Raw genomic sequence first — 18,995 nt, forward strand, 5'->3', positions numbered from 1 at the left:
ATGCCCTGGAATGCCACTCCCCGCCGCTTCGCGACCGTTGGCGTACTGCTGGCCAGCGCTTTGCTGTCCGCCGCATGCACACGCAATGCGAATGACAGTCCTGCGGCCTCGTCCGGGGAGGCGAAGCCGGCCAGCTTCGCCACGTCGAACGACCAGGACCCGTACCGCTATCTCTATACCGTTTACTGCAACGGCACCGTTGATCGCCTGGACCTCGTCCAGCGATCCAAAGTGGGCAGTTTCCAGCTGTCCGAGCGCAGCGGCAGCCCCCCTGCCGTTGCGGCGCTTGCACAGCCGGGAGTGCGCCCCGGCGGTTGCCTGGCTCGCTCCGTGGCCACGGACGATGCGCAGGATCGCACTGCCGCAATGGTCCACATCGTTGCCAGCAGCCATGTGGATCCCGATGCCGATGGCCGCAAGCCGTATCAGTTGCTGACATTCGAGCTGCCGCAATGGACACTGCAGCAGACCCGCAACCTGGGCAGCCTGGATGCACCGCCCCGTCTGGCCATCTCCGCCAACGCAAGCCTGACCGTGCAGCCCCGGGACGAGGACCCGGCTGCAGCCATGGCCGCGCAGGTTCAGTCCTGGGCGGGAGCCGATGCGATGACCTGGGCCAATGCCATCGAATGGTCAGCAGGCAATGTGCTGTTGACCTATGCCTTGCCCGATCAGCGCGGCACGGGCGCAGCGCTGGCGCTGCGCACGGGTGCGCGCATCGTGCGCCTGGCCGAATTCCGCCATGGCTTAGGTGACATCCCCCCGGGCCTGCGTTTGGCGCCGGGCGGCCAGTTCGTGCTGGCCACCATGAAGCGATCCGTCCCCCTGGGCGAGGGCCTCAGCAAGGTCGAGGCCACCGGAGAGCTACGGCTGTATGGCGCGGACGGTCGCCAGCTCAGCGTGCTGAACCTGGAAAGCCTGGCAGGCAGCGTGCTGGCACTGAGCCAGTCCGGCAAGCTGGATCTGGACCAACCCCGCACCGATAACGACTGGTTCAACGTGGCCTTGACGCCTGGCGGCCTGGCTGTTTTCACCGACCGGCGCGGCAACTACCAGTTCATCGCGCTGGGGCACACCTTTCGCCCCGATCCCGTCATCGATCCAGCCCTGGATGACGCAGACGGCGCCCGTCCAGGGCTGGTGTACGCAGCCCGATAGCAGCAAAGGCACGCCTCCCACCCCATCCATTGCCGGCGCACGCAGGTCCGCCCACCCGGACCTGAGGCCCCGCCCCTTGTCTACCCCCCAAGCACCGCGAGATCCGACACCATGACACGCAGAGTCACCATCAACACCCCCCTGGCAGACCAGCTGCAGCTGCGCCGGCTGCAGGGTCGCGAGGAAATCAGCCATCTGTTCGCCCTGGAGATCGACCTGCTCAGCGAAAGCGACAGCATCGATCCCAAGGCCCTGCTGGGCAAGGGCGCCACCGTGGTGGTGGAGACCCAGGACGGCGGCAAACGCTACATCGATGGTCTGGTCACGGCCTTCGGCATGCGCGGCCAGGACGAGCACCGCAACTTCCTGTACCGCGCGCGCCTGTCGCCCTGGCTGTGGCTGGCCACGCGCCGCAGCGACTTTCGCATCTTCCAGAACAAGACCGTGCCGGACATCATCAACGAGGTCCTGGGCATCTACGGCCACCCCATGCAGCAGCGCCTGACGCGCTCCTACCGCACCTGGGAGTACTGCGTGCAGTACAACGAGACGGACTTCCAGTTCGTCTCGCGCCTCATGGAGCACGAGGGCATCTGCTACTACCACCAGCACAGCGCGGGCCAGCATGTGCTGACATTGGGCGACGACATCGTCGCCTCGCACGACCCGCTGCAGGGCGGCGCCGTCATCCCCTTCCACCCGCCCGGCAAGGCCGCCGTGGCGCGCGAGGAATGCATACACGCCTGGGAACTGCACCAGCGCGTCAAGCCCGGCCGGCACTACAACGACGACTACGACTTCAAGAAGCCCCGCGCCGAGCTGTCCAACATGCGCCGCAACCCGCCCGGCCATGCGCACGACGCCTACGAGATCTACGAATGGCCGGGCGGCTACACCGAGACCGGCGACGGCGAGGACTACATCCGCGTGCGCCTGCAGCAAAGCCTCACGCGCCAGAGCACGGTGCAGGGCAGCTCCAACCACCGCGCCATGGCGCCGGGCTACACCTTCACGCTGGACAACTACCCGCGCGGCGACCAGAACCAGGCCTACCTGGTCACGGCCGTGGACTACGCCTTCGAAGAAAACCCGCGCGTCAGCGACGGCGGCAGCGGCGAGGGCTCGACACAGAAATTCGTGCTCCAGGCCCAGCCCACCAGCCTGCCCTTCAAACCCGAGCGCATCACCGCCAAACCACGCACCACGGGCCCGCAGACCGCCGTCGTCGTCGGCCCCGCAGGCGAAGAGATCTGGTGCGACCAGTACGGCCGCGTCAAGGTGCAGTTCCACTGGGACCGCATCGGCGGCATGAACGAGAACTCCAGCTGCTGGATGCGCGTGGCCACCAGTTGGGCCGGGCCGGGCTTTGGCGCGGTGCACATCCCGCGCATCGGCATGGAAGTCATCGTGGACTTCCTCAACGGCGACCCGGACTACCCCATCGTCATGGGCTGCGTCTACAACGCCTCCAACATGCCGCCCTGGGCGCTGCCGGCCAACGCCACGCAATCGGGCATCAAGACCAGATCCAGCAAGGGCGGCGCACCGGGCGCGGGCATGAAGAACGGCCAGGGCGACGCCAACGCCATCCGCTTCGAGGACAAGGCGGGCGCCGAACAACTGTGGCTGCATGCGCAAAAGGACCAGCTCACCGAAGTCGAGAACGACGAGGACAAATGGGTCGGCAACGACCGGCGCAAGACGGTGGACCGGGACGAGACCAACGTCATTCACCGCGACCGCACCGAAACCGTGGACCGCGACGAGACCATCACCGTGCACAACAACCGCACGGAGCGGGTGGACCACAACGAGAAGATCAGCATCGGCGACAACCGAAATGAAGACGTCGGCATCGACGAGAACATCTCCATCGGCAAGAACCGCAGCAAGACCATAGGCCGCAACGAGAAGGACAAGATCGGGAACAACTGGTCGATCAAGGTGGGCAAGATGAAGACCGAGACCATCGGCATCGCCTACATGCAGAACGTGGGCGTGGGGCGCATGGAAAACGTCGGCGTCGCCTACAACCTGAACGTGGGCGCCATCATGGCCACCATCGTCGGCAGCACCCAGACCACGAGCGTGGGCAGCAGTCAGTCCACCAGCGTGGGCAGCACCAAGACGACCACGGTCGGCACCACGTACTCGCTGACCGTTGGAGGTGGCGGCGGTGGCGGATCGTCGGCAGGCGGGGGCGGTCTGGCCAGCAACGTGGTTGCGCCGTCCGACAGCGGCTCGGGTGGTGGTGGCGGCGGCTCAAACATCACCATGGACGCGCAAAGCGTCGCCATCACCGTGGGCAGCAGCAGCCTTGTGCTCAAGGCAGACGGAACCATCACCGTCAACGGCAACAGCATCCAGCTCATCGGTGCCAACGACGTCACGACCTCCTCCGGCGGCATCCATGAAAACTGATCCACATCCCCGCCACGGCCGCCCTCACCCCAATTTCCCAGGAGCACATCCATGACCGCACTGCAACGCCCAGCGCAGGCGCAATCTATCGACATGGCCTCGGGCTTGCAGCCCGCGCAGGTTCTGCATCCCCAGCAGGAGGACGGCAGTATCGCCATCCAATGTCTGGGGCAGCAATGGCAGGCCGTTGCCTCCACCCACCTGCCCAGGCTGGTGAGCGGGCAAAACGTGCTGGTCGCCATGCCGGCTCCAGAGCCAGGGCAGCAAGATCTTGCCCCCTTGATCGTCGCCGCCTGGCCTGCAGCGGGTGCGCCCGCCTCCCCGCCCTGGGAGTTTGACCGCGCCAGCGGCGCGCTCAGCCTGCGCGTGGCCAGCCTGGAGCTGGAAGCCGTGCAAAGCGTGCTGGTCCACTGCGCCGACACGCGCCTGCAGTTCACCCGCGATGGGCAGGTGCAGGTCCGGGGCCAGACCATCACGGCCGCCGCCGTCGAAACCCACCGCATTGAAGGTGGCTCCATCGAACTGAATTGACCAGGCCGCCGAAGGCAACGCTCTCAGCGAACGCGGAATGCCCGCACGCCCTTTCCTTCGCCTCGACCGCATGAACACGCCAACCATTCTTTCCCGCGCCAATGCCGCGCCGCCGCTGCCCGGAATGCTGTCGCGCCAACTGGCCACGGCCATCCGCGCCTATGGCCGCCGGGTGCCCCTGCTTCGTACCGAGCACACCCTCAGAGCCCTGAAGGCCACCGACCAGCGGCTGGACATGCTGATGGCAGCCTGCCGCTACTACGGCGGCACCGCAGCCCAGGACGAAGCTGCTGCCTCCCATGCACAGGCCCTGCCCACTGACCGTGCCGGCGCGGTGCTTGTCCGCATCGCCCTTTCCGAAGCCCACGAGGCAGATGCCGCGCAGCGCCTTGCCTTGATTGCGCAACTGCTCCAGGAGCAGCCCGTTGCCGTGCGTGATGGCCTGTGGTTCCACGCCGCCGACGACACCTGCGGCCTGCTGCTGTCATCCAGCGACGACCGCTTGCTGGCCCTGGGGGTGGAACTGGCCGGCCTGCTGGCATTGCCGATCCACCTGGACGCGGTACACGCAGCGGCCAAGCGTGGCGCTGACACTGAAGCCTGCCTGCTGGCCTGCGCACGCATGGGCCAATTGCCCGATCAGGCCGCGCCCCGGTTGGCCGCAGTGCTGCAAGGCTACGACCTGGCGCTGCAACGCCGTGCGCTGGAGGTCCTGTGCGTAGCCGGTGGCGGCCTGCTGCAGCGGGAGCTTGCGCGCTATATAGAACGCCTCACTGCCAACGACGGCCCCACGGAAGCCTCCCACCCCGGACTCTGGGCCTCGGCCGCAGACACTGCCATGGCACTGTGGACTGCCCGCCAGCCTGAGCAGGCACTTGCCGCAGTCACGCAAGGCCTGCGCCTTCCTCCCGACACAGTGCTGCGCGCCGTGGCGCTGGCCGGCCGTCTGCCAGCGCTGCTGCCCACCCTGCGCTTTATCGAGCAGCAAGACAGGCCTGTCACGCCGGCCGAACGCGATCTGCTGCGGCTGGTATTTGGCAAGGTGCCGGGCGAACTCACCCACACGCATGGCCAGGCGCCCGCGCGCATCGCCGCACTGCGCACCCTGGCCTGTGAGGTCTTTTGCGCCAATGGCTGCCAGGGGCTGAAGCCCGGGCATATCAGCGACTGGACAGATCCCGCGCTCAAGGAGCGCCTCTGGGCGCTGGACGGTATCCGCCTGCGCGCCGGGCAGCCATTGCACACGCTGCTGCCGCTGGAAGAAGCCTTCGATGTAGGCCACAGCCTGCGCCGCTGGCTGTATGTGGAGCACGCTGCCAACACCGGCCGGCCGTTCCCCCTGTCGCACGAAGACCATGCCCAACGGCAGATGACTGCGGTAGAGACGATCCAGCTCATCAGCAGCCTGGAAGACAAAGCGGCGGCGCCATGAACTGCAGCATCGTCAACAACACCCCGTTTGCCGCCCAGGCCTTTCCCCATATGGACGCGCAGGGCAAGCACATGCTGGCCCTCGTTGCCAAGGGAACCTGGGAACTGGCGGCCAGCGCCACGGGCATTCCAAGGCTGCGGCCTGCCGAGCGCCAGCGTGCCATTCATCGTGCCGGCCTGCTGCGCCCTCTGGGCAGCCTTGCAAAGGACGAAATCCAGGCGGCCGTACTGGACCCGCGTGCCCAGCAGCCCTGGATGGTCTGTGAACCGGAGCATGTACCGCCCAAGCCGTGGTTTGACCTGCTGCTCGACGCCTGTGCCGTATCGCCGAACGGGCGACCTGCCCCCAGCATCGATGTCGCCGTGGACTATGCAAGCCAGGGGCGCCAGCACCGCCTGGCCGCACTGCGGGCGTTCAGCCCGCGCCTGTGGCTCAAGGACTTCGGCCAGCTGTCGGCCAAGGAACTGGGGCCGTCACTTCGCATCCCCTTGCTGCGGCCCTTTGCCTTTGGCGGACAGACACTGGATGCCAAGGACAACGTGCTCGTGGACGAACGCAACCCAGACGGCATGGGTTTCTACGGCACGGCAGCGCAGGCGGCCTCGTCTCCCCTGCCATGGATGGAAGCACTGGACAGGCCCATCAAGCACTGGGACGACACCGTACCGGACCAGGCCCTTGGCCTGAGCCTGGTACCGCCCCACCACCAGCCACGTCGCGGCTTGCAAGGCAGCTTTGACGATGCCTGGCGCCAAAGCCGTGCCCCGCTGCTGCCTCTGGACCACGATTTGCGCCACCGCAACGCTGCCCCCGAGTCGCTTCAGCTTCCTCATCCGCCGCTTGCCGGCGACGTGCTGACCCTGCACCACATGGGCGATGAACCGCTGCTGCGCTTCGTGTGGCCGCGCGTGGCGCTTGTGGCGCAGGCAGAAACAGCCGGCGGCACCCTTTTGCCTCCGCAGGAGCTGCGGTGGGACACGCTGGCGGTAGACACGGAGCAGGCCGACGCCTCACTGCTGTGGCGCGCACTGCTGCCCCTGCCCGCACAGGAACGCATCGCCGTGGTCCATCTCACGGCCCATGAAAACGCACCCGCTGCCATCGCAGCCCAGCAATGACTTCCCGCATGTCTGCATCGAACACGACACCCCACTCTCACGGCCTGTGGCGCATCCAGCATGCCGGGGCAGTCACCTGCATAGGCACCAGCGCCTGGCAGTCCGCCGCCTCCTGGGCCGGCATGCAAAAGCGCATGCGCAAGCTCGTCGTGGCCGCCGTCAGCCCGCACCCCGTCACCATCGCACCCTGTCCAGAAATCACTGAAGGCGCGCAGGACACGCCACGCCTTGCCAAGCTGCTGGGCGCGGCACTGGCCGACCTGGTGGCGGACCTGCAGGCCCGGCCCGCCAACGACACAGTGGCGCTGCCCCGCCGCATCCTGCTCGCAGTGCCCCAACGTCTATCCGCCGACGATGCCACTGCGCTGTGGCGCCAGACGCTGGCTGCACTGGAACGCTGGGCAGGCCCGCAGGCATCAGCCCCCCTGATCGACATACCGTGCACGCCCGTATTCGGCGGTCATGGCGCAGGCTATGCCGCCTTGCAGAGCCTGGGCACGCCCACCTCAGCCAATGACCATGCCCTGCTGTTGGCCGTAGACAGCCTGCTGGACGAAACCACCCTCGTACAAGCCCATGCCCGGTCAGCCCTGTTGACAGACAGCCGCCCTCACGGGCGCATCTCCGGTGAAGCTGCTGCCGCCCTGCTGCTGCGGGCCGCAGCAGACACGTACTACCGGGATGACCGCCATCTGGTGCTCCACGCACCCGCGCTGGCACGCGGCGCAGGGCCCCACAGGCTGCCGCAGCAGCAGGCAGATGCAGCGCCGCTGGCCCAGGTTCTGCGCGGCGCCCTGGACGGCGCTGGCTGGAAAGAGGAGCACGTTGGCTGTGCCGTCTCTGATTTCGACGGATCGGACTGGCGAGCAGCCATCCAGATCATGGCCAGAGCCAGATTGGACGGGAGCTTCCAGCCCGACACCTGGGAGCCTGCCGCCATGACCGGCCAGGTCGGCGCCGCCACCGGCCCTTTGCACTGGGCCCTGGCCGCCCAGCGCCTTCGCCACGATGCACGCCCGCCCAACTCCATCCTCAGTTGGGCGCTGGATGAAGGCGAGGAAGTGGCCGCCGTGGCGCTGGAACGCACCATCCGCATCCAGTCCACTCGCAACGCACACCCCATCCACAGCGGCAACGGCGCGGCAACGCAGACCTTCTCGGCCCGCTTTCTGCAAAGCAAGGAGTCCTGAACACCATGGGCACGCACATCTTCAGCGGCGGCGATGGCGCCATCACCCAGACAGCCAACGCCTGGACCTTTGACCCGGCCACCCCGGTCCACCTCAAGCCCAAGGGCGACCCCGGCGTGGCCTGGCACTCCAACAACAGCAGCGCCATCAAGGTCCCGCTGGGCACCGTCAAGGAATACGGCACCGACATGGCCAACCGCTACGGCGCCATGGATACCGGCAAGCACGATCCCGTCAGTGTCATCGTGGGCCTGTTCACCAAGGTCAAGGACCACGTCAACCAGCACGTCACCTACGTCAAGTCTGTCGTCCATGAGGCGGGCGAGATGGTGGTCAACGGCGTCACCACGCTGACCAATGCCATCCTGATCAAACTGGCGCCTGAAACCGCCAAGATGATCGAGAACGGCGGAAAGGTCCTCAAAGGTCTGGAGGCTCGCCACTTCGGAGCAGCGGCCACAGCAGAGGCCGAGGCCGTGATGGAAATGCTCAAGGATCCCGAAACCTATATGGGGCTTGCCGTGTCCGTGGCCGCGACGGCTGTGCAGGGCGTGCCCGTATTGGGGCAAGCCGCAGGGGGCGCCGTGCTTGTCAACCGCGCCGTAGGCACCGGACAGGCAGCCGTGCAGGCCGCAGAAGAAATCCGCAACATCACTGCCAACTGGGGATCCGAGATGACTCCAGCTCAGTTGGAAAATGCCCGCATGCAGCTTGCCCGTTGGCTCATGGGCAGCGGCGCGGCCCTGCTGGCGGCCCTGGCAGGCAAACGCTACAAGCGCAAAACCCAGAGTGAGGGCAGCAACGACAAGCACCCCACCACCGAGCACAGCGACACCAAGAAGCCCGATGGCAAGGGCCCCTGCTCGCAGTGCGCCACACGTTTTCCCGTGATTCTTTCCACCGGGCAGAAGCACCTGGACGAAACCGATTTCACCCTCTCAGGCCCCATCCCCATCGTCTGGCGGCGCCGCTACATCTCGGGCCTTGCCGAAGAAAGCCCCTGGGGCCGGGGCTGGAGTCATGAATTCACGCAGGAACTGCGCCTGTCGGCCGATGGTTGCGTGCTGGCAGACGACACAGGCCTGTACGTCACATTGCCCTCCCTGGCCGTGGGAGCCGAGCATTTCGACATCTATGAAAAGTTCACGCTCAGCCACCCCGCACCCGACCTCTGGGCCATCACCTACAAGGAAGGCCTGTCCCGCCTCTTCCGCCGCGAAGCGCCCGAGCAATGGCGCCTGCCGCTGGCGGCGCTCCAGGACCGCGACGGCAACATCGTTCAGTTGCACTGGAAATACGCCCTGGGCTCGGACGAACCCGCCACAACGCAGACCTGGAGTGCACGCTACGCCGCAGGCCAGGGTGCGGCCCCCGCCACACAGGGCAAGCCACCCGCGCCCTTTGCCCGCCCCCTGCTCGCCGGCCTGAGCGACACCGCAGGCCGCCGCCTGCACCTGCACTGGAGCGCGCCAGGCACACTGCCGCTGGACGCCTTTGCCGGCGCCCGCCTGACTGCCGTGGTCCTGCATGCCCCGGAGCACGCCCCGCAGACCCTGGCCCAGTACGCCTACGACGCCCAGGGCCAGCTCATCTCCACCCTGCACGGCAGCCAGCCCTACCGCCAATACGCCTGGCGCTCCGGCGTGCTGGTGGGCTACCGCAAATCCAGCGGGCACCGCTACTTCGCCCAGTACGACATCGAAGGACCCCAAGGCCGCGTGCTGCGCTCCTGGTGCGCCGACACGCCGGTGCCCGGCCAGGACGACGACCGCTTCACCTACCTGCCCCACGAGCGTGTCACGCGCCACACCGACGGCCTGGGCCGCACCACCGCCTACCACTGGGATGCGCGCTTCAACATCATTGCCACCGTCATCGCGGAAGGCACGCCCGAACAGATCATCGAGCAGACTCCCACCGATGCCACCGGCGCCTCCACAGGCCGCATAGACCCCCTAGGCCGCCGCACCACCCTGCGCCGCGATGCACGCGGCAACCTGGTCCAGATCATCGACGCCATGGGCCATGCCACCACGCTGGAATACAACCCGCTGGACCTGGTCACCACGCTGCGCGACGCCCTCGGCCACGAATGGCAACAGGAATACGACAGCCGGGGCCACCTTGTGCAGGCCACCGACCCGCTGGGCCGCACCACACGCTACCGCCATGACGCCCGGGGCCGCACCGTGGAAGCCATTGACGCCAAGGGAGGCTCCAAGCGCCTGGCCTGGGATGAGGCCGACCGCCTTGTGGCCTACACCGACTGCTCGGGCCAGACCACGCGCTTCGCCTACGACGCCCTGGGCCAGCCCTTGCTGCGCACCGATGCGCTGGGCCAGCAGACCCGCTACGAATACAACGATGCGGGCCAGCTGATACGCGTCATCGAGCCGTCCAGCCCCGCGGCCCCAGGCAGCCAGCCCACCACCCCCATCCACCTCTACGCCTGGAACGGCGAAGGCCACCTGCTGGCCTACACCGACCCCATGGGCCAGAGCACCCGCTACACCTACGACGGCATGGGCCGTCCGCTCACCCGGATTGACGCCGCAGGCCGCAGCCTGGCCTACCACTACGACCGAGCCGGCCGCCTCATCGCCCTGGACAACGAGAACCACGCCCGCACCCACTTCCGCTACGACCTGCGTGACCAGCTCACCGACGAAGTCGGCTTCGACGGCCGCTGGCAGCGCTACATCTACAACGCCGCCGGCGAGCTCACCCACGTCATCGAAGCCGGCGGCAGCGACGCCGGGCCCGGCAAGGTCACCTGCTTCGAGCGCGACGCCCTGGGCCGTCTGCTGGCCAAGCGCGCCCTGGGCCACACTGGCCCCGTGGAAGAAGCCACCTACCGCTACGACGCCCTGGGCCGCCTGACCCAGGCCAGCAACGCCGCCTCCCACCTGGCCTTTGCCTATGACCCCGTGGGCCAGTTGCTCAGCGAGACCCAGACCCTGCAGGCTCTCGGCAATGCCACAGGCCCGGCCCGCCACAAGCTGCAACGCAGCCTCTCGCACGGCTACGACGAACTTGGCAACCGCACCCACACCCGCATGCCTGATGGCCGCACCCTGCACTGGTTGTTCTATGGCTCGGGCCACCTGCACCAGATCAATATCGAGCCCCTCCAGGCGCCAGGCCAGCCCCCGGCCGCACACCAGGTCATTGCCGACATGGAACGCGACGCCCTGCACCGCGAAGTGCGCCGCAGCCAGGGCACACTGTCCAGCCGCTACGACTGGGATCCAGCCGGGCGCCTGCTGCGCCACCGCGCAGCGCTGCAAGGCAGCGGCCACGTGATCCGGCCCGGCAACTCCAACGCAACGCTGGAGCGTGGCTACGCCTACGACGCAGCAGGCCAGCTCATCGCCCGTGCCGACTCCCTGCGCGGCCGCCAGGACTTCCGCTACGACCCCACGGGCCGCATCCTCGCCAGCCTGCCCGCACAAGGCAGCCCGCTGGCCCGCGAACTGTTTGCCTTCGACCCCGCCGGCAACCTGCTGGACTCCATCCCCGGCAAAGACGGCCAGCCCGTGGACACCACTCTTGGCGTGGTGGGCGACAACCGCCTGCGCTTCTACCAAGACCTGCACTTTGAATACGACGTGCACGGCAACGTCACCCGCCGCACCCGGGGCAACCAGAAAGCCGGTACCCAGGAAGTACTGGACCTGACCTGGAACGCAGACCACCAGCTCATCGAATCGAACACCACGCGCCACGGAGTCACCCAGGCCACCCGCTACGCCTACGACCCCCTGGGCCGGCGCGTCTCCAAGAGCGATGCCTTCGGCAGCACCCACTACCTGTGGGATGGTGACCTCATGGTGCACAGCCAACGCGGTGCAAGGCAGGCGCTCTATATCTACGAGCCAGGCAGCTTTGTACCGCTGGCCACCATCCAGGGAGCGGACGAGGAACACAGCACCTACTGGTACCAATGCGACCAGATCGGCGCCCCGCTGGAGCTGACCGACGAGCAAGGCCAGGTAGCCTGGGCGGCGGACTACAAGGTCTGGGGCGAGGCGGTCATGCGCAGCGTGTTGCGGACGGGCACCGATGATCGGCCGGTCAGCGCGCGGGCTTGGGGCTCAAAGCCTGTTGCACCACCTCCACCGCCGCCCATTGAGCAACCCTTCCGCTTCCAGGGACAGCAGTTTGATGAGGAGACGGGGCTGCACTACAACCGGTTTCGGTACTACGATCCGGTGGTTGGGCGGTTTGTTAGTCAGGATCCGATTGGATTATTTGGTGGATTAAATTTATTCTTATTTGGGAATAATACATTCACTTGGTTTGATCAACTCGGCCTTGCAGGCACCACCACCGACTCGAAAGGCAACACGATAATTACATCGGATTATGGAGTACCCGATAAAAGCACCTTTGAGCCAAAGCAAGGAATTGGCAAATATCAAAGACTTGGTCCTTGTGGTCCAACGGCACAGCAGACCGCCGCTGTACAAGGACAACCTTGTGTAGTTTGTGGTGGCATTGAAGCAAAAATGGTAGCTGACCATATTGACCCACTTGTTGTGGAGCACTATCGAACTGGAACTAACGATGTAGTTAAACAGACACAAGTTTCTTCAGTTCAGTCACACTGTCCCACATGCTCTAGAATTCAAGGCGGACAAGCATCTGCATTCTCTAAATGTATGGCTGGAAAAATATGAACGACCATAGCAAACTCAAGTCTCTTCAGAAAGAAAAATGTATTCTAGCTGGATCTCCAGAATTTTATCCGGATGAGAGTTTAAAAATTGGCATCGCATTGCAAACAAGGGGAAAACAACCCATAACAGGAATGAGAGCCAATCCTGAAAATGGGACTGCCGGCTGGTATATTTGGGCAGGAGAGTATTCTGAAGATCCTGATTTTTTTCAGCCAATACACATTGGCCACGTCCCAGATGTATGGCCCGCACTAATGCCGTACTTGGCTCTTGCACCAGGTTATAGATTTATCATTGACGACGAGGGTTACGAGGATATTTGGCATGAGCCAGTTATTACAAAGAAATAAGGGCCTTCTGCAAAATTCAGCCCTCCGAAACCTCATTCCAATCAAGTCAGCTTGATACGAGTTATGATTGGCTGAAATGAGGATTTTATGCATCATCCCGAAATTAATTTGGTAACCTCATCAACAAAGAAGCCACTTCATCACAACCATATAAATATGGCTCCAAGAAATTGAAATGCTTTTGATGTCAAAGAATTTTATCGGCATTAAAAATGCCATAAAAGAAATCCAAAATTACAATGGATGGATTTATGCAAAAAATGACATTAACACCAATGACGATGCAAAAGTATTTTTCTACATTGCCGACTTAAATCGGAGCCCTGAGGAAGAAAGAGAAGTTAGAGAAAATTTTCATCGACAGGGATTTTCCCCATATCTCTCAAAAGAATACATCGAAGATATAGTTGATAACTTAGATCAACAGATGGATTCTCCAAGAATAGAAAAATACTTGGAAGCAATGAGATTTTTCAAGGAAAATGATGCTTTTATTGAAATAGACTAGACGACCAAGCCGGGGTGGCAGCGACGCCGAGCCCGGCAAGGTCACCTGCTTCGAGCGCGATGCCCTGGGCCGTCTACTGGCCAAGCGCGCCCTGGGCCACACCGGCCCCGTGGAAGAAACCATCTACCGCTACGACGCCCTGGGCCGCCTGACCCAGGCCGGCAACGCCGCCTCCCACCTGGCCTTTGCCTATGACCCCGTGGGCCATTTGCTCAGCGAGACCCAGACCCTGCAGGCTCTCGGCAATGCCACAGGCCCGGCCCGCCACAAGCTGCAACGCAGCCTCTCGCACGGCTACGACGAACTGGGCAACCGCACCCACACCCGCATGCCTGACGGCCGCACCCTGCACTGGCTGTTCTATGGCTCGGGCCATCTGCACCAGATCAACATCGAGCCCCTTCAGGTGCCAGGCCAGCCCCCGGCCGCACACCAGGTCATTGCCGACATGGAACGCGACGCCCTGCACCGCGAAGTGCGCCGCAGCCAGGGCACACTGTCCAGCCGCTACGACTGGGATCCAGCCGGGCGCCTGCTGCGCCACCGCGCAGCGCTGCAAGGCAGCGGCCACGTGATCCGGCCCGGCAACTCCAACGCAACGCTGGAGCGTGGCTACGCCTACGACGCAGCAGGCCAGCTCATCGCCCGTGCCGACTCCCTGCGCGGCCGCCAGGACTTCCGCTACGACCCCACGGGCCGCATCCTCGCCAGCCTCCCGGCACAAGGCAGCCCGCTGGCCCGCGAACTGTTTGCCTTCGACCCCGCCGGCAACCTGCTGGACTCCATCCCCGGCAAAGACGGCCAGCCCGTGGAAACCACCCTGGGCGTGGTGGGCGACAACCGCCTGCGCTTCTACCAGGACCTGCACTTTGAATACGACGTGCACGGCAACGTCACAAAGCGCACCCGGGGCAACCAGAAGACCGGCACCCAGGAAGTGCTGGACCTGACCTGGAACGCAGACCACCAGCTCATCGAATCGAACACCACGCGCCATGGCGTCACCCAGGCCACGCGCTATGCCTACGATCCCCTAGGTCGGCGCGTCTCCAAGAGCGATGCCTTCGGCAGCACCCACTACCTGTGGGATGGTGACCTCATGGTGCACAGCCAACGCGGTGCAAGGCAGGCGCTGTACATCTACGAGCCGGGAAGTTTTGTGCCACTGGCCACCATTCAGGGAGCGGGCGAAGAGCACAGCACCTACTGGTACCAGTGCGACCAGATCGGCGCGCCGCTCGAGCTGACTACAGTTGGATACATAGCCCCTCCATTATGACAATCGATTACCCAAATATAAGCATTATTTTAAACAAATATTTATTTGGAGAAATATGTCTGAATGTTGAAACATCAGCAACGGTGCCAGAAAGCATAGAAGACCTGGCATCCACGGGGTTTTCCAGAGAGGGAGATCCGAATGACCATGAATTATTCGAGAAATATTATTCCATAGTCAATAGAAACCAGGGAATCAACTTCAAGATATACACGTTCAAAGGGAAAATATGGAGCAGCGGCCTTGATTTCCATGGATTCAGGTTATCCACCATCCTTAAGATGATTAATAAGCCAGCCAACATGAGATTGTTTCTTGACAACAAAAATTCCGATGGCGCACTCATCATTAATGATCTATGCGTTTGTAGATTTTCATACCACAAGGAAAACCCTCTAGCCCTTACATTTGAAACCAATGCCGCAATGATCGATGATATGAAAAACAGAAAAATCTCCACCAAGACTGTTGAAAATGACTTCACTGAAATATCTGAAGTACTGGCGAGAAGGAATAATAGGAAGCTTAGAAAAATAAAACAAATATTGGTAGCCACGGGTCATATATTGAAATAATTTCCACCAATGGCTCTACAATCTTTATTTAAGATCCAGACATGGCAGCTGCCCATTCATATGAATACAACCCAAAATCTTCATCCACTAAATCTGTAGACCGCAGAGAAATCCATCCGCTTGCTGGCGACCGCATTCTTTCACCAAGATCTGAAAACCCTTGAAGCCCACTTCGGTATCAGCCCACTGCAAATGGATGAGGCTTTTGAAGCATTGGAAAATTATCTCGGCAAAGACGATTTCACCTCGCTTGCACCTCCTCCAATAGGTAGCCATATCGTTCTGGAAGAAGATGAAATTTGTGCCGGCGATGAAAATTCCTCAATCAGGCTCTATCGATTGAATTGCGGAGGCTGGGGCTACGAGATGGATGTTTTCAGGCAAGACAAGAGGTGCGATCTGACCATGCGTGGCGAACTGCCTGGAGATTTCGGCAAAAATCCGCACAGCATCAAATTTCATCTGTTTGAAGTCATGAGATTTTGTCCCGACCATGCGCACCATCCCTGAACTCGCCAGCCCCCAATCCTGGCAATCCACCCTGCCCTCCCGCCGCGAAGAGATTTGCCAAGCCATTCTGGAGGGGCTGCCGCGCGGCTTCGAGTTCGCCAAACCATTCGTCTCTACAGAGCCTGCTGAGGGCGCGGCATGGGAGGTTCCCTGCTTTTACGACGCGCAGCATGAGTCAACGCTGACCCTGGTCCTGGGCGGCGATTTCACCTACGGGGCAACGGCGCAGCGGCTGGCGACGTTGCGCGATTCGATTCCTGCGGAGGACTGGTCCTTGATTGCGCCAGTGATTCATGCTGCGCAGGAGGCCGGTCCCGTGCATGTGCCCGCGTTTCTGATGGGCCGCTTTCCCACGTTCGAGTGGGTGATTGAAGAGCATGTGGAGTTGTGCGATGGGCTGGAGCGGCCTGATTTCTACAGCGAGGACGGGCCGTTTCCCGCCTATGTCACGCAAGAGGAAGCGCAGCGCTTTTTGGCTGCCACGGGCTATCGCCTGCCTTGGGACCATGAGTGGGAGTACGTTGCGAAGGCAGGCACGGAGCGGCTGTATGTGTGCGGGGACGCAGTTCCCCAGCGCGATCTGTCCGGTGATGTGTGCCTGACGCAGTTTGGCGATGGTCGGCTCAACCGCGCGGCCTCCAATCCCAGGGGAATGGCGGCGTTGGCGGTGGCCACGTTCACCCGGCTGCAGGCCAGTCCGCACGAGTGGCGCATCCGTGGCGGTGCGGCGGCGTTCTATCCGTTTCAGCATCCCATGCAGCAGGCCATGCTGCTGACGGAGCTTCAGCTGCCGCTGGCCAACATGCCCGGGCAGATGGCGGGTCTGCGTCTGTGCCTCGATGTGCCAGCCATATAAGGGCATATAGGGCCATATGGGGCCATATGGGGTAAATCCGTGCACAGCCGTTGTTGTGGCGCTCCTGGCACAGCAATGTTCTGGTGGCGTCATTTTTCGGCCTTAGGATGGCGGGCCATGCGCAATTCCCACTCCCTCTGGACGGCAGCAGCCCTGGGCCTGGCAGCCTGTCTCGGCACCAGCCCGGCCCACTCGGCTCGCCCCATGATCACGGACGATGCCCGCATCGTCGATGCCAAGTCCTGCCAGCTGGAAAGCTGGGCCAAGTCCAAAAAGGACAGCACGGAGTTCTGGGCGCAGCCGGCCTGCAATTTCACGGGCAATCTGGAGCTGACGCTGGGCGCGGCACGCACGCGAGAGGACGGCAGCAGCCGGACCACGGATGTGGTGATCCAGGGCAAGACCCTGTTCAAGGAACTGCAGCCCAATGGCTGGGGCTGGGGCCTGGCCGTGGGCAATGCGCGGCATCCGAATGACGAGGGCCAGGGCCGGGGAGATCTGTACGCCTATGTGCCCGTCACGTTCTCGCTGCGCGATGACCGGCTGTTCTTCCACACCAACGTGGGCTGGCTGCGCACGGCGCAGACGCATCGCAACCTCATGACGTGGGGCCTGGCCACCGAGGCCCAATTGAGCCAGAGCACCTGGCTGATTGCCGAGACATTCGGCCAGAACCAGGGCAAGCCGTTCTACCAGATGGGCCTGCGCTACTGGCTGGTGCCTGGACATGTGCAGATCGATGCCACCTACGGCAACCGCGCGGGAAGCAGCACGCAGGAGCGGTGGTTTTCCATCGGCTTGCGGCTGCTGTCTTCGCCGTTCCTGCCTTGAGTCCTTTCCAGCTTGCGCCCTGCCCGGCCCTGCCCGCTGCTCACAGCGCGCCAAACCGCCTGAGCACCATGAAGGCCGCCATGGCCAGCACGCCCAGCATCAGAGAGAGCTGATTGGCGCAGGCCAGATTGCCATCCAATACGTTGTTGTAGATGGACAGTGACAGGGTTTCCGTCCGGCCGATGATGTTGCCGCCCAGCATGAGCGACAGGCCGACCTCGCCCAACGCACGGCCCCCCGACAGGATCAGGCCGGCCGCAATGCCGCGCCGGGCCAGCGGTAGCTCGATGCGCCAGAACACCGACCAGGGGCGGTGCCCCAGTATGGCCGCCGCCTCCAGCAGGCGTGGCGAAGTGCCTGCAAAGGCGGCCTGCGTGGGCTTGACCATGAGCGGCAACCCGGCAATGAAGGCCGCAATGACCAGGCCCGTTTGTGAAAACACGATGTCGGGCTGCAGCACGGCAGGCAGCAGTTGGGTGAGCAGCCCTTGCCGGCCCAGCAGCACCAGCAGGCCATAGCCCAGCACGATGGGCGGAAACACCAGCGGCAGGCTGACCAGTGCATCGACCAGCTGGCGCCCCGCAAACCGGCGCCGTGCCAGCAGCCAGCCCAGGCCTGCGCCCACCAGCAATTGCAGCAGCAGGCTCCAGGCAATGACCTGCGCGGTCAGGGCCAGTGGCGCCTGGGCGCAAACGGAGTCGGTCATGGACGGTCAGCTACCAGCAGGCAATGGGTGGCCCATCAAAGGCCGTGCCGCTCCAGCACCTGGCGGGCCTGCGGCGTGGCGAGGAAGTCCAGCAGCGCCTGCAGTTGCGGCGATGAGGCGCGGCCCTTGAGCACGGCCAGGCTCAGTTCGATGGGCGGATGGCAGCTCGCCGCCACCGGCACGCTGGCGCCCACGCGGTCTTTCAGGGCCAGGGCCTCGGTCTTGTTGACAAAGCCTGCGTCCACCTCGCCGGTGGTCACATAGGCGCTGACCTGGGGCACCGTGGCCACTTCGACCAGGCGTTCGCCCAGCGTCTGCGCCAGGCCCAGGCGCTCCAGGCAGATGCGCGCCGCGTTGCCGTACACGGCCTTGCTGCGGTCGGCGATGGCAATGCGCTTGAATTCGGGCCTGGCCAGGTCCTGCACGCTTTCCAGGCGCTGGCCGCGCGCGGCCACCAGCACCAGCTGGCCCTGGCCCAGCGTGATGTAGCGCTCGGCCAGTTGCATGGGCTCGACAAAGGCGCGGTCGCCGATCAGCACGGCGATCTCGGGGTTCTGGCGGGCCTGGGTCTCGATCTGCTTCATGTTGCCAAAGCTGGCCTCGGCGCGAATGCCCGTGGCCTGGCCGAAGGCCTGCAGCAGTTCCAGCACGGGCTTGCGGTAGCCGGCGCCAGCGGCCAGCAGCAGGCCTTCATCGGCATGGGCCAGGCTGGCCGAGCCAGCCAACAACAGCGCCAGGAGCGGCGCCAGGCCGCGGGACCGTATGCGTTTGAACATGGATTTCCTCCTCTAGAACGCGGCGTTGAAGCCCACGCCCCTCTCTTTACGAAATATTCAATCGTATACGACGAA

At 63.7% G+C, this 18,995-nt stretch carries 16 protein-coding genes; 14 read left to right on the forward strand and 2 right to left on the reverse strand.

Annotated elements, in window-relative coordinates:
- The 14 genes from BO996_RS17895 to BO996_RS17950 all read left to right on the forward strand — a co-directional run bounded on the left by BO996_RS17895 (window position 1) and on the right by BO996_RS17950 (window position 17,438).
- Window positions 1–1,158, forward strand: a complete 1,158-nt coding sequence (locus BO996_RS17895) for a hypothetical protein (protein ID WP_071955988.1) — start codon at window positions 1–3, stop codon at window positions 1,156–1,158.
- Window positions 1,159–1,269: 111 nt separating this feature from the next.
- On the forward strand, window positions 1,270–3,579 hold the full coding sequence (locus BO996_RS17900) for a type VI secretion system Vgr family protein (RefSeq protein WP_071955989.1): 2,310 nt from the start codon (window positions 1,270–1,272) through the stop codon (window positions 3,577–3,579).
- A 51-nt stretch (window positions 3,580–3,630) separates the two neighbouring features.
- Window positions 3,631–4,110 (forward strand): hypothetical protein, encoded by a 480-nt coding sequence (locus BO996_RS17905; RefSeq protein ID WP_071955990.1) that lies wholly within the window; start codon window positions 3,631–3,633, stop codon window positions 4,108–4,110.
- 70 nt (window positions 4,111–4,180) lie between these two features.
- On the forward strand, window positions 4,181–5,542 hold the full coding sequence (locus tag BO996_RS17910; protein WP_232240364.1) for a hypothetical protein: 1,362 nt from the start codon (window positions 4,181–4,183) through the stop codon (window positions 5,540–5,542).
- Window positions 5,539–6,660 (forward strand): DUF2169 family type VI secretion system accessory protein, encoded by a 1,122-nt coding sequence (locus BO996_RS17915; RefSeq protein ID WP_071955991.1) that lies wholly within the window; start codon window positions 5,539–5,541, stop codon window positions 6,658–6,660. Before BO996_RS17910 ends, BO996_RS17915 begins: the two co-directional genes overlap by 4 nt.
- 8 nt (window positions 6,661–6,668) lie before the next feature.
- Window positions 6,669–7,850: a hypothetical protein gene (locus tag BO996_RS17920; RefSeq protein ID WP_071955992.1), complete on the forward strand. Its 1,182-nt coding sequence runs from the start codon at window positions 6,669–6,671 to the stop codon at window positions 7,848–7,850.
- Window positions 7,851–7,855: 5 nt separating this feature from the next.
- On the forward strand, window positions 7,856–12,529 hold the full coding sequence (locus BO996_RS17925) for an RHS repeat-associated core domain-containing protein (RefSeq protein WP_071955993.1): 4,674 nt from the start codon (window positions 7,856–7,858) through the stop codon (window positions 12,527–12,529).
- Complete coding sequence (locus tag BO996_RS17930; RefSeq protein WP_071955994.1) at window positions 12,526–12,879, forward strand: immunity protein Imm33 domain-containing protein; 354 nt, start codon at window positions 12,526–12,528, stop codon at window positions 12,877–12,879. Before BO996_RS17925 ends, BO996_RS17930 begins: the two co-directional genes overlap by 4 nt.
- Window positions 12,880–13,063: 184 nt before the next feature.
- Window positions 13,064–13,387 (forward strand): DUF7716 domain-containing protein, encoded by a 324-nt coding sequence (locus tag BO996_RS29205; protein WP_156897981.1) that lies wholly within the window; start codon window positions 13,064–13,066, stop codon window positions 13,385–13,387.
- A gap of 109 nt (window positions 13,388–13,496) precedes the next feature.
- Window positions 13,497–14,666 (forward strand): RHS repeat protein, encoded by a 1,170-nt coding sequence (locus BO996_RS17935; protein ID WP_071955995.1) that lies wholly within the window; start codon window positions 13,497–13,499, stop codon window positions 14,664–14,666.
- Window positions 14,663–15,241, forward strand: coding sequence for a hypothetical protein (locus tag BO996_RS29210; protein ID WP_156897983.1), 579 nt, complete (start codon window positions 14,663–14,665; stop codon window positions 15,239–15,241). The genes BO996_RS17935 and BO996_RS29210 overlap by 4 nt, the downstream gene beginning before the upstream one ends.
- Before the next feature lie 120 nt (window positions 15,242–15,361).
- Window positions 15,362–15,751 (forward strand): hypothetical protein, encoded by a 390-nt coding sequence (locus tag BO996_RS17940; protein ID WP_232240365.1) that lies wholly within the window; start codon window positions 15,362–15,364, stop codon window positions 15,749–15,751.
- A complete protein-coding gene (locus BO996_RS17945) occupies window positions 15,735–16,607 on the forward strand; it encodes a hypothetical protein (protein WP_071955996.1) in 873 nt (290 codons plus the stop codon). Before BO996_RS17940 ends, BO996_RS17945 begins: the two co-directional genes overlap by 17 nt.
- Window positions 16,608–16,724: 117 nt before the next feature.
- Window positions 16,725–17,438 carry a hypothetical protein gene (locus BO996_RS17950; RefSeq protein ID WP_071955997.1) on the forward strand — a complete coding sequence of 238 codons (714 nt, stop codon included), beginning with the start codon at window positions 16,725–16,727 and terminating at the stop codon, window positions 17,436–17,438.
- 40 nt (window positions 17,439–17,478) lie between these two features.
- Here the strand turns inward: BO996_RS17950 and BO996_RS17955 are convergent, their stop codons facing one another.
- Together BO996_RS17955 and modA are read right to left on the reverse strand one after the other, a co-directional pair.
- A complete protein-coding gene (locus tag BO996_RS17955; RefSeq protein WP_071955998.1) occupies window positions 17,479–18,144 on the reverse strand; it encodes a molybdate ABC transporter permease subunit in 666 nt (221 codons plus the stop codon).
- A 35-nt stretch (window positions 18,145–18,179) separates the two neighbouring features.
- Window positions 18,180–18,920, reverse strand: a complete 741-nt coding sequence (gene modA / locus BO996_RS17960; RefSeq protein ID WP_071955999.1) for a molybdate ABC transporter substrate-binding protein — start codon at window positions 18,918–18,920, stop codon at window positions 18,180–18,182.
- Between the last annotated feature and the right edge of the window lie 75 nt (window positions 18,921–18,995).

This window comes from Delftia sp. HK171 (genome assembly GCF_001886655.1).
GTDB lineage: Bacteria > Pseudomonadota > Gammaproteobacteria > Burkholderiales > Burkholderiaceae_C > Comamonas > Comamonas acidovorans.

Excerpts from the sequence above, each read along its gene's own strand:
- BO996_RS17925 (WP_071955993.1), top strand. The coding sequence starts at position 7,856 with ATGGGCACGCACATCTTCAGCGGCGGCGATGGCGCCATCACCCAGACA.
- BO996_RS17905 (WP_071955990.1), top strand. The coding sequence starts at position 3,631 with ATGACCGCACTGCAACGCCCAGCGCAGGCGCAATCTATCGACATGGCC.
- BO996_RS17910 (WP_232240364.1), top strand. The coding sequence starts at position 4,181 with ATGAACACGCCAACCATTCTTTCCCGCGCCAATGCCGCGCCGCCGCTG.
- BO996_RS29205 (WP_156897981.1), top strand. The coding sequence starts at position 13,064 with ATGTCAAAGAATTTTATCGGCATTAAAAATGCCATAAAAGAAATCCAA.
- modA (WP_071955999.1), bottom strand. The coding sequence starts at position 18,920 with ATGTTCAAACGCATACGGTCCCGCGGCCTGGCGCCGCTCCTGGCGCTG.
- BO996_RS17895 (WP_071955988.1), top strand. The coding sequence starts at position 1 with ATGCCCTGGAATGCCACTCCCCGCCGCTTCGCGACCGTTGGCGTACTG.
- BO996_RS17945 (WP_071955996.1), top strand. The coding sequence starts at position 15,735 with ATGCGCACCATCCCTGAACTCGCCAGCCCCCAATCCTGGCAATCCACC.
- BO996_RS17920 (WP_071955992.1), top strand. The coding sequence starts at position 6,669 with ATGTCTGCATCGAACACGACACCCCACTCTCACGGCCTGTGGCGCATC.
- BO996_RS17950 (WP_071955997.1), top strand. The coding sequence starts at position 16,725 with ATGCGCAATTCCCACTCCCTCTGGACGGCAGCAGCCCTGGGCCTGGCA.
- BO996_RS29210 (WP_156897983.1), top strand. The coding sequence starts at position 14,663 with ATGACAATCGATTACCCAAATATAAGCATTATTTTAAACAAATATTTA.
- BO996_RS17955 (WP_071955998.1), bottom strand. The coding sequence starts at position 18,144 with ATGACCGACTCCGTTTGCGCCCAGGCGCCACTGGCCCTGACCGCGCAG.
- BO996_RS17915 (WP_071955991.1), top strand. The coding sequence starts at position 5,539 with ATGAACTGCAGCATCGTCAACAACACCCCGTTTGCCGCCCAGGCCTTT.
- BO996_RS17900 (WP_071955989.1), top strand. The coding sequence starts at position 1,270 with ATGACACGCAGAGTCACCATCAACACCCCCCTGGCAGACCAGCTGCAG.
- BO996_RS17930 (WP_071955994.1), top strand. The coding sequence starts at position 12,526 with ATGAACGACCATAGCAAACTCAAGTCTCTTCAGAAAGAAAAATGTATT.